Source organism: Microvirga sp. CF3016 (assembly GCF_036314085.1).
Taxonomy (GTDB): Bacteria; Pseudomonadota; Alphaproteobacteria; order Rhizobiales; family Beijerinckiaceae; genus Microvirga.
The window spans coordinates 86,084-98,728 of the sequence record NZ_JAYGGM010000010.1 but is presented as its reverse complement, the minus strand read 5'-3'; the positions used below and the strand labels follow the sequence as shown (position 1 = coordinate 98,728).

Genomic DNA, 12,645 nt, shown 5'->3' with positions numbered 1-12,645 from the left:
CGGAAAGCTTACTCCGCCGCCTGGCGGCTCGTGCCGAAGGTCGGGTCGAGTTCGCCGGAGGCGTAGCGCTTGGCCATCTCGGCGAGCGTGAACACGCGCTTGATCTTGGAGGCCTGGCCGGCGGTGTTGAACTCCTGCAGGCGCTGCTTGCAGAGCTTCGTCATCGCCTCCATGGCGGGCTTCAAATACTTGCGCGGATCGAACTCGCCGGGGTTCTCGGTCAGGACCTTGCGGATCTGGCCGGTCATCGCCATGCGGTTGTCTGTGTCGATGTTGATCTTGCGCACGCCGTGCTTGATGCCGCGCTGGATCTCCTCGACCGGCACACCCCAGGTCGGCTTCATCTGGCCGCCGTACTGGTTGATGATGTCCTGCAGGTCCTGCGGCACCGAGGAGGAGCCGTGCATCACCAGGTGGGTGTTCGGGAGCTTCTTGTGGATCTCCTCGATCACGTGCATGGCGAGGATCGCGCCGTCGGGCTTGCGGGTGAACTTGTAGGCGCCGTGCGATGTGCCCATGGCGATGGCGAGCGCATCGACCTTGGTTTCGGCCACGAACTTCACGGCCTCGTCGGGATTCGTCAGCAGCTGGTCGTGGGAGAGCTTGCCCTCGGCGCCGTGGCCATCCTCGGCCTCGCCTTCACCGGTTTCGAGAGAACCCAGCACGCCGAGCTCGCCCTCCACCGAGATACCGCCGAGATGGGCCATCTCGACCACCTTCCTGGTGACGCCCACGTTATAGTCCCAGTCGCCCGGGGTCTTGCCGTCGGCCTTGAGCGAGCCGTCCATCATCACCGAGGTGAAGCCGGCCTGGATGGCGGTCATGCAGGTGGCGGGCTCGTTGCCGTGGTCGAGATGCACGCAGACCGGGATATGCGGATAGATCTCGGTCACCGCGTCCATCATGTGCTTGAGCATGACGTCGTTGGCGTAGGAGCGCGCGCCGCGGCTCGCCTGGATGATCACCGGCGCATCGACCTCATTGGCCGCCGCCATGATCGCCAGCGCCTGCTCCATGTTGTTGATGTTGAAGGCAGGCACGCCGTAGCCTTGCTCGGCTGCGTGATCCAGAAGCTGCCTCATGGTAATGCGGGCCATTTAGTCCTCCGTATTGGTTTTGGTTTTAAACAGCGTAGAAGCTGAACCTCAGCTTAAGCCATCTAGGCCACGTTTTCGCTTGGCAAAGTGGGTAAACACTCTGCCAAGCCTGGCCTCAGGCTCTCAGGGCTTCCACGCCGGGGAGCGACTTGCCCTCGAGCCATTCGAGGAAGGCGCCGCCTGCCGTCGACACATAGGTGAAGCTGTCGGCGACGCCAGCATGGTTGAGGGCCGCCACCGTATCGCCGCCGCCGGCGACCGAGACGAGCTTGCCTTCCTTGGTGCGCTGCGCGGCGTGGCGGGCAGCCGCCACCGTGCCCTGGTCGAAGGGCGCGATCTCGAAGGCGCCGAGCGGACCGTTCCAGACGAGCGTCGCCGCGTCGTTGATCGCCGCCGAGATGCGCTCGACCGACTGCGAGCCCACGTCCAGGATCATCTGGTCCTCGGGGATCGCGTCGATGCCGTAGGTGTGGTTCTGCGCGCCTGCCTTGAACTCGTAGGCGCAGACGCCGTCGACGGGCAGGATGATGGCGCAGTTGGATTCACGCGCCTTTTCGATGATGCGCATGGCGGTCGCCGCCAGATCCTTTTCGGCGAGCGACTTGCCGATGCCGAGCCCCGTCGCATGGACGAAGGTGTTGGCCATGCCGCCGCCGATGACGAGGGCATCCACCTTGGCCACCAGGTTTTCGAGCAGGTCGATCTTGGTCGACACCTTGGCGCCGCCGACAATGGCGACGACTGGGCGCTTGGGCGCTTCGAGGCCCTTGGTCAGGGCATCGAGCTCCGCCTGCATGGTGCGGCCGGCGTAACCCGGCAGAGCGCGGGCAAGCCCCTCGGTGGAGGCGTGAGCCCGGTGGGCGGCCGAAAAGGCGTCGTTCACGTAGAGGTCGCCGAGCTTCGCCAGCTCCTGGACGAAGGCCGGATCGTTCTTCTCCTCGCCCGCATGGAAGCGGGTGTTCTCGAGGAGCAGGACGTCGCCGTCCTTCAGGGCGCCGACGGCCTGGGCGGCGGCCTCGCCGATGCAGTCATCGGCGAAGGCCACGGGCTTGTTGAGATGCTGCGAGACCGCCTCCGCGACCGGCTTCAGGGATTCCTTGGGATCGCGTCCCTTCGGGCGTCCGAAATGGGCGAGAAGGATCACCTTTCCGCCCTTGTCGGCGATTTCCCGGATGGTGGGCAGGACGCGTTCGATGCGCGTCGCGTCGGTCACCCGGCCGCTCTCCATGGGGACGTTGAGGTCCACCCGGACGAGAACGCGTTTTCCCTTGACGTCGGCCTGGTCGAGCGTGCGGAAGGCGGTCATGAAGCAGCCTCCCTCAGATGAGCTTCGCCATGGCGATGGCGGTGTCCGCCATGCGGTTCGAGAAGCCCCATTCGTTGTCGTACCAGGACAGCACGCGCACGAAGTTGCCCTCCATCACCTTGGTCTGATCCAGGTGGAAAACGGAGGAGTGCGGATCGTGATTGAAGTCGGACGAGACGTTCGGCTGGTCGGTGTAGCCGAGGATGCCCTTCAGCGGACCATCGGCGGCAGCCTTGATCGCCGCGTTGATTTCTTCCTTCGTGGTGTTCTTCTTGGCCACGAACTTGAAGTCGACCACCGAAACGTTCGGGGTCGGCACGCGGATCGACGAGCCGTCGAGCTTGCCGTTGAGATCGGGCAGGACGAGGCCCACCGCCTTGGCGGCGCCGGTCGAGGTCGGGATCATGTTCAGGGCCGCCGCGCGGGCGCGGTAGAGGTCCTTGTGCATCTGATCCAGCGTCGGCTGGTCGTTGGTGTAGGAGTGGATCGTCGTCATGAAGCCCTTCTCGATGCCCACCGCCTCGTGAAGCACCTTCGCCACGGGGGCGAGGCAGTTCGTCGTGCAGGAGGCGTTCGAGATGACCACGTGGTCCTTCGTCAGCTTGTCGTGGTTGACGCCGTAGACGACCGTGAGATCGGCGCCGTCGGCCGGTGCCGAGACGATGACGCGCTTGGCGCCGGCGGTCAGATGGGCCGAGGCCTTCTCCTTCGAGGTGAAGATGCCGGTGCACTCCATGGCGATGTCGACGCCGAGCTCACGATGCGGCAGGGTCGCCGGATCCTTGATGGCCGTCACGCGGATCTTCTGGCCGTTGATGACGAGGAACTCGCCGTCGACGGAGACCTCGGCCGGGAAGCGGCCGTGGACGGAGTCGAAGCGAAGCAGGTGAGCGTTCGTCTCGACCGGCCCGAGATCGTTGATGGCAACCACCTCGATGTCCTTGCGGCCGCTCTCCACGATGCCGCGGAGAATGTTGCGTCCGATGCGACCGAACCCGTTGATCGCGACCTTCACCGTCATAGTCTTAGCTCCCTTGTGTAACGAGGCCTTAAGGTTGCCCCTGCCTCAGAGATTGTGTGTCCGGAGGATCTTTTCAGCCACGGCCTCGGCGGTGATGCCGAAGTGCTTGTAAAGGTCCTTGTAGGGCGCGCTGGCACCAAACCCATGCATGCCGACGAAAATTCCGTCAGGGCCGATGACCGAATCCCAGCCGAAGCGCACCGCCGCCTCGACCGCGACCTTGATCGGCGCATCGCCGACGACGCGGGCGCGGACTTTTTCGGGCTGGGCCAGGAACAGGTCGAGCGAGGGCACCGATACAACGCGAACGGCGAAGCTTTGTTCATCAAGAAGCTTCTGGGCCGCCAGCGCGATCTCGACCTCGGAACCCGAGGCGAAGATGGTCGCGCGGGCCTTGCCGTTCGCCGGCGAAAGCTCGTAGGCGCCCGTGGCCGAGAGGTTGGCGGTGCCGCCTTCCTTGCGGACCTGCGGCAGGTTCTGGCGGGTGAGGGCCAGGGTGCTCGGGCCGTCCGTGCGCTCGAGGGCGAGCTGCCATGCTTCCGCCGTCTCGACGGCGTCCGCCGGGCGGAAGACGCGCATCTTCGGCATGGAGCGCAGGGCCGCCAGATGTTCCACCGGCTGATGGGTCGGGCCGTCCTCGCCGAGCCCGATCGAGTCGTGGGTCATCACGTAGACCGCCGGGATGCCGGCGAGCGCCGCGATGCGCATGGCGGGACGGGCGTAATCGGTGAAGACCAGGAAGGTCGCACCGGCCGGCACGTAGCCGCCATGGAGGGCGATGCCGTTCATGGCCGCCGCCATGCCGTGCTCGCGGATGCCGTAATGGATGTAGCGGCCGGCGTAATTGCCCGGCGAGATGGCGGTGAGGTTCCGGGTCTTGGTGTTGTTGGACGGCGTCAGATCCGCCGAGCCCAGCACCAGCTCCGGCACCGCTTCGGTGATGACCTCCAGGGCGATCTCGCTCGCCTTGCGGGTGGCGACGTTCTGGGGTTCGGCGACGAGCCTGTCCTTCAGCTTGGCGACGGCGTCGGCCAAGCCCTCGGGACGCACGCCCTTCACGCGGCGCTCGAACTCGGCGCGCCTGTCGGCCGGCAGCGCCTTCAGGCGCTCGGTCCAGGCCTTGCGCTGGCGACGGCCCTTTTTGCCCGCCTTCGCCCAGGCGTCGCGGATGGTGTCCGGGATCTCGAAGGGGGCGTGGCTCCAGCGGAGCGCCACCTTGGCGCCGGCCAGCTCCTCGGCGCCGAGGGGCTCGCCATGGGCCTTGGAGGTGCCGGCCTTCTTCGGGGCGCCGTAGCCGATGGTGGTCTTGCACGCGATCAGGGTCGGCTTGTCCGACTTCTGGGCGCGGGCGATGGCGCGCTGGATCGCCTTCGGGTCGTGGCCGTCGACGCGCACCGCATTCCAGCCGCAGGCCTGGAAGCGCTTCACCTGATCGACGGAATCGGAGAGCGACAGGGGGCCGTCGATGGAGATGCCGTTGTCATCGAAGAGGACGATCATCCGGTTGAGCCTCAGGTGGCCGGCGAGCGCGATGGCCTCCTGGCTGATGCCCTCCATCAGGTCGCCGTCGGAGGCGAGCACGTAGGTGTGATGGTCGACCAGATCGTCGCCGTATTCGGCGTTGAGCATGCGCTCGGCGAGGGCGAAGCCGACCGCTGTGGCGATACCCTGGCCGAGGGGGCCGGTGGTGGTCTCGACGCCGGGCGTCATGAAGTTCTCTGGATGGCCCGGGGTCTTCGAGTCGAGTTTGCGGAAGTTCTTCAGCTCCTCGATCGTCATGCCCTTCACGCCCGTCAGGTGCAGGAGCGAATAGAGCAGCATCGAGCCGTGGCCGGCCGACAGGATGAAGCGGTCGCGGTCGGGCCAGGTCGGGTCGGCGGCATCGTATTTCAGGAACTTGGTGAACAGCACCGTGGCCATGTCGGCGGCGCCCATGGGCAGGCCCGGATGGCCGGATTTGGCTTGTTCGACGGCGTCCATGGCGAGGACGCGAACGGCGTTCGCCAGATCGGAATGGGTGACGCGATCGGCGGAGACGGTATCTTGCACGGCGAGATCCACAAGTCTTGAGGGCCCCGCAACGGGGCGGTCTGTCTGGAAAAGGCGTGGGCTCCTTAACACGCGGCTAAGGCGAGTCAAAGGCTGGAAGGACGTAATCCCCTTATGGAGCCGCCGGCCTCGACGCCCAATCCCTTAAGAGTGCATCCCTGATGCCAAAAACCGGGCCCACTATTCACCGACGTGGCCCTTCGGGGCCGCACGATGCCGGCGCATCGGGCCCAAAAGTGGGATCCACTTTCGGGATCTGACCGATGCTAATTTCCTGAAGAGCGCATCGGATGGGCCGGAAAACCGGGTCCACTTTTCCGCACGATGCGCTAGTGTCGTGCGCGATTCAGGAGGCATGATGGCGCCCACACTCGAGGAAGCGATGAAGCGGCTGGACATGGCCTTGGGGCTCCTCGAGGCATCCGTCTCCCGCCGTCTGGAGGCCGACAAGCGGCGCGGCGGCCTGGAAACCGAGCTCCAGCTCATGCAGGACGATCGGGCCCGCCTGGCCGTGGAGCTCGACGGCGCTCTCACCCGGCTTCACCGCTTCGAGGCGGCCACCGACGATGTCGGCCGGCGGGTCCGGCAAGCCATCGGCGCCGTCGAGACCGTCCTGGCCCAGGCCGGCCAGCTCGAGCCGGAGGAGGGGTAGACCATGCCCCAGGTGACGGTGACGATTGCCGGTAGAACCTACCGCATGGCCTGCGGCGAGGGCGAGGAAGGGCATCTCGAAGCCCTGGCGGCTTCCTACGATGCCCACATTGAGGAGATGCGGGCCGCCTTTGGCGAGATCGGCGATCTGCGCCTCCATGTGATGGCGGCCATCGCCCAGGCGGACGAGCTGCACGAGACCAAGAGGCGGGTCGCCGCCCTGGAAGCGGAGGTGGCGACGCTCAACAGCATCAATGCCTCCAGGGACGAGCGTCTCGAACGGATCGAGGCGAGGCTCGCCGAGGGCGTGCAGATGGCGGCCGAGCGGATCGAGGAGCTGGCCCGCAGCCTGAACGGGGCCGGGCAGGGCTGAGACACTGCAAGACATGAATCCTCCTCATGCCCGTCATCTCGCCCGCCGCGTCGAGGAAGCCTGCCTGAACGGCTGGCCCGCCCTGCGGGAAGTGGTCTTCGACGGCTGGCTGATCCGGCTCGCCGATGGGCATACCCGGCGCACGAACTCCGTGAACCTCCTCGCCGCAGGCGTGCAGCCCCTAGAGCGGAAGGTCCGCTACTGCGAGGAGATCTACACCGCCCAGGGACTTCCGACGATCTTCTGCATTCCGTCCACGGCCGATCCATCCCTCGGTCGCCTGCTCGACGAGCGGGGATACGATCCGCCCGAGGATGAAAGCTGCGTGCTGTTCATGGATTTTGCCGACACGTCGCCGCCAGCGGCAACGGGCGTCCTGCTGCAGGACGGCTTTCCCGGCGAGCTTTGGCTCGGAACCCTGGCTCAACTCCAGGGCCAGAGCGAACACGCGCAGCGGACGCACCGCAGGATCCTCGAAAGCCTGGCGATTCCTTCCGGGTTCGCGGCTGTCCCGGTCGATGGCGGGCGTTTCGGCGCCCTTGCCTATGGGGCCGTCCATGACGGGATCGTCTGTGTGAATTCCGTCGTCACCGATCCCGCCTTCAGGCGGCAGGGCCTGGCGCGAAAGGCCGTCTCGGCCGTTCTGTCCTGGGCGCAGGAGCGTTGCGGGGCGACGGGCGCATGCCTGTCGGTCGTGGCCACGAACGCTCCCGCACGGGCTCTCTACGCGCGCATGGGCTTCGCGCGCGAGATGTACTGCTACCACTACCGTCGTCGGCCGGCCTGACTGAGCGGCGTTCAGTTTCGCAGCGACTGGCGATGCTGGCGCTGCCGGAGCTGGGCCAGAAGCTCCACATAGGGCTCCCGCCTCTCGCGATGGGCCGCCACGACCTTCTTCCTGATGCTTCTCTTCAGTTCCTGATCGGTCGTGTGCTTCTCGATCTTTTCGAGTTGGACTTCATGCTCAAAGTCGATGTTGCCAAGCATATGCAGCACTTCGCGCATCATGGAATCGATACTGGGCGAGCCGGAGCCGCTGTCTCGCTGGATTTCCTTGTAATTGTTTCGCTTCAGATGGGCCATGCTTCCTCCTCCGCTGGATGGCTCATCCCCCACGAGGACCATTTGGCGAAGTTCCGGCAGCCATGGCCATTCCGTAATGTTACGGAGGGGCTGCCCTGTCGGGAGGCGAAAGATCTCGGGGCATCCTCACTTTTCCCCTTCCCCCGGGTCGTTCCGATCCCTACATAGGGAAGGCGGGGCTGCGGGGCGCGTTAGGAGTTCATATTCCCCGGGGCCTTATCGATCCTGAAGGGAGCTGTCCCTGACCCGGTCCGTGGACCGGGACATACGGCGCCCACCTACTTTGTAGGTTCCCGGGATCGCTTCTCCGACGGCTTTTCGTGGCTCCGCACCTTATGCAATCTCTCCCCCCTTCCGAATTGAAAGAGCGCGTCCGCAGCGAAATCTTCGCCCGCCGCGACGCTCTCGGCAAAGAATTCCGTCACGAGGCTGCCCGGCGCATCGCGGAACAAGCCCTCGGCCTTCCCGACCTGCGCGACATCACCCCCGTCGGAGCCTATTGGCCGATCCGCAGCGAGGTCGATCCGCGTCCGCTCATGGAGGCGCTGCTCGCCCGCGGGCAGGACGTCGCCCTCTCCCAGATCCTCCATCCCCATCTGAGCTGGCGCCTCTGGCAGCCCGGCGACGTGCTGGTCAAAGGCGGCTTCGGCGTGCGCGAACCCGGACCTGATGCGCCGGAGGTCTTCCCCAAGGCTCTCCTCGTGCCGCTCGTCGCCTTCGACCGCCGGGGAGGGCGCATCGGCTACGGCAAGGGGCATTTCGACCGGGCCATCGCGGCCCTGGAGGCGCAGCATCCGGTCTTGACCATCGGGCTCGCCTATGCGGTTCAGGAGATCGACGAGGTTCCGGTCGAATCCCATGACCGGCTCCTCGACGTTATCATCACCGAAGTCGAACTCGTTCGGACCACATCCTAGTCAAGGACCCACCATGCGTCTTCTCTTCCTCGGTGACATCGTCGGGCGGCCCGGCCGCAATGCGGTGATCGAGCGTCTGCCCGGGCTTCGTGACCGCTGGCGGCTCGACTGCGTGGTCATCAACGGCGAGAATTCCGCCGGCGGCTTCGGCATCACCGAGGCGATCTGCGACGAGATCCTGGCCGCCGGCGCCGATGCCATTACGCTTGGCAACCATTCCTGGGACCAGCGCGAGACCCTCGTGTTCATCGAACGCCAGCCGCGCCTCCTACGCCCCGTGAACTTCCCGCCCGGAACGCCGGGTCGCGGCGCCAACCTCATCGACACCCGCTCCGGCGCTCGGGTCCTCGTCGTCAACGTCATGGGCCGCCTCTACATGGATCCGCTCGACGATCCCTTCGCGGCGGTGGACCGGGAGCTCGAGACCTGTCCCTTGGGTCAGGTCGCCGATGCAATCATCGTCGACGTGCACGCGGAGGCGACGAGCGAGAAGGAGGCCATGGGCTATCATCTCGATGGCCGGGCAAGCCTCGTCGTCGGCACCCACACCCATGTGCCCACCGCCGATCACCGGGTGCTGCCCGGCGGGACGGCCTATATGTCGGATGCGGGCATGTGCGGCGATTACGATTCCGTGCTCGGCATGCAGAAAGAGGAAGCGATCCGCCGCTTTCTCCAGAAAACGCCCGGCACCCGCCTGGAACCGGGCCTGGGCGAGGGCACGCTCTCGGGCATCGCGGTCGAGACCGACGACCGCACTGGCCTCGCCCGGCGCGTGGCGGCGGTCCGGCTCGGGCCGAACCTGGAGGAGACCTGGCCCCGCTTCTGGGATTAGGCTCAGTTTTCCCTCTCCCCTTCAGCGGGAGAGGGTGCCCTGCGAAGCAGGGTGGGAGAGGGGGCGTCAGACATCGAGCACAGCCCCTCTCCCGGCTCACTTGCGTTCGCCACCCTCTCCCGCAGAGGGGAGAGGGGCTGTGCTCCCTTGGCGTGGAGCGTCGCCGTTCCCATCTCTCCTGCCACGGAGGTGAGCGGTGGACGCAGACGCGAAGACGACCAGGACTGGCAGGATCAACGTTTACCGCCAGGAGAGCGAGTTCCATCGCGCCCACGAGCACCAGAGCGCCTCCGCGGTCCTGCGCGCCGTGATCGACGAGGCCAAGGGCGAGACGATCTCCATCGGCGAGATCATCGAGGCCTTCGGCGAGCGCGCCTTCGGCTTCGTGCTGATCCTGTTCTCCCTGCCCAATTGCGTGCCGAACGTGCCCGGGATCGCCGGCATCGTCGGCACGCCCGTTCTCATCTTCGGCATCCAGATGATGCTGGGCCATACCCGTCCCTGGCTGCCCGGCTTCATCCTGCGGCAGACGGTCTCCGTGGCGAAGTTCAAGCGCCTCATCGACATTGCCGAGCCCCGACTCCAGAAGCTCGAGAGCTATTGCAAGCCGCGCCTGCTCCAGCTCTTCGGCCCCTTCGGAGACCGGGTGGTCGGGTTCTTCGCCTTCCTGGTCGCCCTGTCGGTCCTAATTCCGTTCCCGGGCACCAATTTCCCGCCCTCCATTGCGCTCGTCATCGCGTCCATCGCCATCATGGAGGAGGACGGTTATCTCCTGATCGTCGGGTATCTCATCGGCCTGGCGGGGCTTGCCTATACGGCCACGGTGCTCGGCGCCTCCTACCATCTCATCCTCGCGACCGTGCAGAACCTGCCGTCCTGGCTCGGCTTTTAAGGGCTTTGCCTGAAGCCCTTCGCCGCCTTATAAGCCTGCCATCGTCAACGATTACGGCCTGACGGGCGCTTGCAGGGCAAGCTGCCTTCGGCCAAACTTTCCGGAGGCCCCGATGGCCGGGCATTCACAGTTCAAGAATATCATGCACCGCAAGGGCAAGGTGGACGCGGTGCGGTCCAAGGTGTTTTCCAAGCTCGCCCGTGAAATTACGGTGGCGGCCAAGATGGGCCTGCCCGATCCCAACATGAACCCGCGCCTGCGGGCTGCGATCCTCGCCGCTCGCGCCGAGAACATGCCCAAGGACAACATCCAGCGCGCCATCAACAAGGCCTCCGGCGGAGACGCAGAGAACTACGACGAGATCCGCTACGAGGGCTACGGCCCCGGCGGAGCCGCCATCATCGTCGAGGCGATGACCGATAACCGCAACCGCACGGCCTCCGACATCCGCTCCTACTTCACCAAGAGCGGTGGCAACCTTGCCGAGACCGGCGCGGTCTCCTTCATGTTCGACCGGGTCGGCTACATCGAGTTCGGCCCTGAGGTGGCGGATGCCGACGCCGTGCTCGAGGCTGCCATCGATGCCGGCGCCGACGACGTGGTCTCCTCCGAGACCGGGCATGAGATCTATTGCGACCAGGGCTCACTCAACGAGGTGACCAAGGCGCTCGAGGATAGGTTCGGCGAGCCGAAGGCCTCCAAGCTCGTCTGGAAGCCGCAGACCCCGGTCGCGGTCGACGACGAGACCGGCGAGAAGCTGATGAAGCTTATGGAATCCCTTGAGGAGCACGACGACGTCCAAAGCGTCTATGGCAACTTCGAACTCTCGGAAGCCCTCATGCAGAAGATGGCCGGGTAATTTTTCGTTGTGCGTCGTGCCCGGGATGGTCCCGGGTGTCCACGTCTTCTTAACCGTTGATGGCGTGGATGGCCGGAATGAGTCCGGCCATGACGGTGGAGAACGTAAAGTGAGCGAACGCGTCCGAATCCTCGGCCTCGATCCCGGCCTGCGCAACACGGGCTGGGGCGTCATCACCGTCGAGGGGACGAAGCTGTCCTTCGTGGCCTGCGGGGTCGTGACTTCGGACGGGGACCTCGAACTGGCGCTCCGCCTCAAGCAACTCCACGACCGGCTGACGGATGTGATCCGGACCTGGGCGCCCGACGAGGTGTCCGTCGAGGAGACCTTTGTCAACAAGGACGCCCAGGCGACCCTCAAGCTCGGCCAGGCCCGCGCCATGTCCCTGCTGGTGCCGGCGCTCCATGGCCTGCCGGTTGCGGAATACGGCGCCAACCAGGTGAAGAAGACCGTGGTCGGCGTCGGCCACGCCGACAAGGATCAGGTCCAGGCCATGGTGAAGATCCTGCTGCCCAAGGCCGACTTCAAGAAGGCCGACGCCGCCGACGCGCTCGCCATCGCCATCGCTCACGCCCACCACCGCAAGGCCCGCGCTTTGGCGGCGAGCTACTAGGGTGTTACAAGGCAACAATTGTTGTCCCGGGGTGGTGTGAGCCGATCCGGGATCGGGTGCAGGATATGGCTCCTCTTCACCTCTCCTTGAGGGAGAGGTCGACGCGCGCCAGCGCGGCGGGTGAGGGGTTACAGGTCTATCCGGAAAGCGCGTACCCCCTCACCCGGACCTTGCGGTCCGACCTCTCCCCATGGGAGAGGTGAGGGAGCCTGAAGCGGCTATGAGGAGCAAGAACTGACGTGATCGGCAAACTCAAGGGCGTAGTGGATTCCTATGGGGAGGATTTCGTGATCCTCGACGTGCACGGGGTCGGCTACGTCGTCCATTGCTCCTCCCGCACCCTCCAGAACCTGCCGCCCACCGGCGAGGCGGCGGTGTTATCCATCGAAACCCATGTGCGAGAGGACATGATCCGCCTGTTCGGCTTCCGGTCGGATTCGGAGCGCGAGTGGTTCCGGCTGCTCCAGTCGGTCCAGGGCGTGGGCTCCAAGGTGGCGCTCGGCATCCTGTCGGTGCTCGATCCCGGCAGCCTCGCCACGGCGATCGCCACCGCCGACAAGGCCTCCGTGGCCCGCGGGCCAGGCGTCGGTCCCAAGCTCGCTCAGCGCATCGTGTCCGAACTCAAGGACAAGGCGCCGGCTTTCGCGGCCGTCGATCCGGCCCTCATCCGCCTCACCGGCGCGGTCGAGGACAAGAGCGCGCCGGCCCCTGTGGCGGATGCCATTTCGGCTCTGGTTAACCTCGGCTATCCCCAGGTCCAGGCCTCCGCGGCGGTGGCCGCCGCGATGAAGCAGGCCGGGGACGAGGCCGAGGCGAAGACGCTCATCCGGCTGGGGCTGCGGGAGCTGGCGCGGTAGGTGATTTGCGCATGCATGTTCCTGTTTTGATCTTGTCAAGAATGGCGTATGAGAGCCTCATCGCCTATATGAAGCCTTTGGAAGGTAAGCCT

Annotated in this window: 14 protein-coding genes and 1 other RNA gene; 10 read left to right on the top strand and 5 right to left on the bottom strand. The window is 65.7% G+C overall.

Annotated features, from left to right (window positions below; translation table 11 throughout):
- Nucleotides 1–8: 8 nt before the first annotated feature.
- From fba to tkt, 4 genes are all read right to left on the bottom strand, one after another.
- Nucleotides 9–1,097 (bottom strand): class II fructose-bisphosphate aldolase, encoded by a 1,089-nt coding sequence (gene fba / locus VB672_RS15975; protein ID WP_329785194.1) that lies wholly within the window; start codon nt 1,095–1,097, stop codon nt 9–11.
- Between the two features lie 115 nt (nt 1,098–1,212).
- Nucleotides 1,213–2,403 (bottom strand): phosphoglycerate kinase, encoded by a 1,191-nt coding sequence (locus VB672_RS15970; RefSeq protein ID WP_329785193.1) that lies wholly within the window; start codon nt 2,401–2,403, stop codon nt 1,213–1,215.
- 13 nt (nt 2,404–2,416) lie between these two features.
- Nucleotides 2,417–3,424: a type I glyceraldehyde-3-phosphate dehydrogenase gene (gap, locus tag VB672_RS15965; protein WP_329785192.1), complete on the bottom strand. Its 1,008-nt coding sequence runs from the start codon at nt 3,422–3,424 to the stop codon at nt 2,417–2,419.
- Nucleotides 3,425–3,469: 45 nt separating this feature from the next.
- Complete coding sequence (tkt, locus tag VB672_RS15960) at nt 3,470–5,473, bottom strand: transketolase (RefSeq protein WP_329785191.1); 2,004 nt, start codon at nt 5,471–5,473, stop codon at nt 3,470–3,472.
- A gap of 358 nt (nt 5,474–5,831) precedes the next feature.
- Between tkt and VB672_RS15955 the strand changes: the two genes are divergently transcribed.
- Genes VB672_RS15955 through VB672_RS15945 form a run of 3 tightly spaced genes read left to right on the top strand, consistent with a single transcriptional unit; the run spans nt 5,832 to nt 7,284 of the window.
- Entirely contained in the window at nt 5,832–6,125 is a 294-nt protein-coding gene (locus VB672_RS15955) for a DUF4164 domain-containing protein (protein ID WP_329785190.1), read from the top strand.
- A gap of 3 nt (nt 6,126–6,128) precedes the next feature.
- Complete coding sequence (zapA, locus tag VB672_RS15950) at nt 6,129–6,497, top strand: cell division protein ZapA (RefSeq protein WP_329785189.1); 369 nt, start codon at nt 6,129–6,131, stop codon at nt 6,495–6,497.
- A gap of 13 nt (nt 6,498–6,510) precedes the next feature.
- Nucleotides 6,511–7,284 (top strand): GNAT family N-acetyltransferase, encoded by a 774-nt coding sequence (locus VB672_RS15945; protein ID WP_329785188.1) that lies wholly within the window; start codon nt 6,511–6,513, stop codon nt 7,282–7,284.
- 11 nt (nt 7,285–7,295) lie between these two features.
- Here VB672_RS15945 and VB672_RS15940 read toward each other — a convergent pair whose 3' ends face one another.
- Nucleotides 7,296–7,580, bottom strand: coding sequence for a hypothetical protein (locus VB672_RS15940; protein ID WP_329785187.1), 285 nt, complete (start codon nt 7,578–7,580; stop codon nt 7,296–7,298).
- Nucleotides 7,581–7,753: 173 nt separating this feature from the next.
- On the opposite strand from VB672_RS15940, the gene ssrS reads away from it, so the two are divergent.
- The 7 genes from ssrS to ruvA all read left to right on the top strand — a co-directional run bounded on the left by ssrS (nt 7,754) and on the right by ruvA (nt 12,553).
- Nucleotides 7,754–7,911, top strand: a non-coding RNA gene (gene ssrS / locus VB672_RS15935) — 6S RNA.
- A gap of 4 nt (nt 7,912–7,915) precedes the next feature.
- Nucleotides 7,916–8,497 carry a 5-formyltetrahydrofolate cyclo-ligase gene (locus tag VB672_RS15930; protein WP_329785186.1) on the top strand — a complete coding sequence of 194 codons (582 nt, stop codon included), beginning with the start codon at nt 7,916–7,918 and terminating at the stop codon, nt 8,495–8,497.
- A gap of 13 nt (nt 8,498–8,510) precedes the next feature.
- Nucleotides 8,511–9,332, top strand: a complete 822-nt coding sequence (locus VB672_RS15925; protein ID WP_329785185.1) for a TIGR00282 family metallophosphoesterase — start codon at nt 8,511–8,513, stop codon at nt 9,330–9,332.
- Nucleotides 9,333–9,528: 196 nt separating this feature from the next.
- Nucleotides 9,529–10,224, top strand: a complete 696-nt coding sequence (locus VB672_RS15920) for an exopolysaccharide biosynthesis protein (RefSeq protein ID WP_329785184.1) — start codon at nt 9,529–9,531, stop codon at nt 10,222–10,224.
- A 112-nt stretch (nt 10,225–10,336) separates the two neighbouring features.
- Nucleotides 10,337–11,083: a YebC/PmpR family DNA-binding transcriptional regulator gene (locus VB672_RS15915; RefSeq protein ID WP_329785183.1), complete on the top strand. Its 747-nt coding sequence runs from the start codon at nt 10,337–10,339 to the stop codon at nt 11,081–11,083.
- Nucleotides 11,084–11,192: 109 nt separating this feature from the next.
- On the top strand, nt 11,193–11,696 hold the full coding sequence (gene ruvC, locus VB672_RS15910; protein ID WP_329785182.1) for a crossover junction endodeoxyribonuclease RuvC: 504 nt from the start codon (nt 11,193–11,195) through the stop codon (nt 11,694–11,696).
- A gap of 239 nt (nt 11,697–11,935) precedes the next feature.
- Nucleotides 11,936–12,553 (top strand): Holliday junction branch migration protein RuvA, encoded by a 618-nt coding sequence (ruvA, locus tag VB672_RS15905; RefSeq protein WP_329785181.1) that lies wholly within the window; start codon nt 11,936–11,938, stop codon nt 12,551–12,553.
- The last annotated feature ends 92 nt before the right edge of the window (nt 12,554–12,645 follow it).

Coding starts and splice junctions, on each gene's coding strand:
- fba (WP_329785194.1), bottom strand. CDS start 1,097: ATGGCCCGCATTACCATGAGGCAGCTTCTGGATCACGCAGCCGAGCAA.
- zapA (WP_329785189.1), top strand. CDS start 6,129: ATGCCCCAGGTGACGGTGACGATTGCCGGTAGAACCTACCGCATGGCC.
- VB672_RS15955 (WP_329785190.1), top strand. CDS start 5,832: ATGGCGCCCACACTCGAGGAAGCGATGAAGCGGCTGGACATGGCCTTG.
- VB672_RS15930 (WP_329785186.1), top strand. CDS start 7,916: ATGCAATCTCTCCCCCCTTCCGAATTGAAAGAGCGCGTCCGCAGCGAA.
- VB672_RS15925 (WP_329785185.1), top strand. CDS start 8,511: ATGCGTCTTCTCTTCCTCGGTGACATCGTCGGGCGGCCCGGCCGCAAT.
- gap (WP_329785192.1), bottom strand. CDS start 3,424: ATGACGGTGAAGGTCGCGATCAACGGGTTCGGTCGCATCGGACGCAAC.
- VB672_RS15945 (WP_329785188.1), top strand. CDS start 6,511: ATGAATCCTCCTCATGCCCGTCATCTCGCCCGCCGCGTCGAGGAAGCC.
- VB672_RS15915 (WP_329785183.1), top strand. CDS start 10,337: ATGGCCGGGCATTCACAGTTCAAGAATATCATGCACCGCAAGGGCAAG.
- VB672_RS15970 (WP_329785193.1), bottom strand. CDS start 2,403: ATGACCGCCTTCCGCACGCTCGACCAGGCCGACGTCAAGGGAAAACGC.
- VB672_RS15940 (WP_329785187.1), bottom strand. CDS start 7,580: ATGGCCCATCTGAAGCGAAACAATTACAAGGAAATCCAGCGAGACAGC.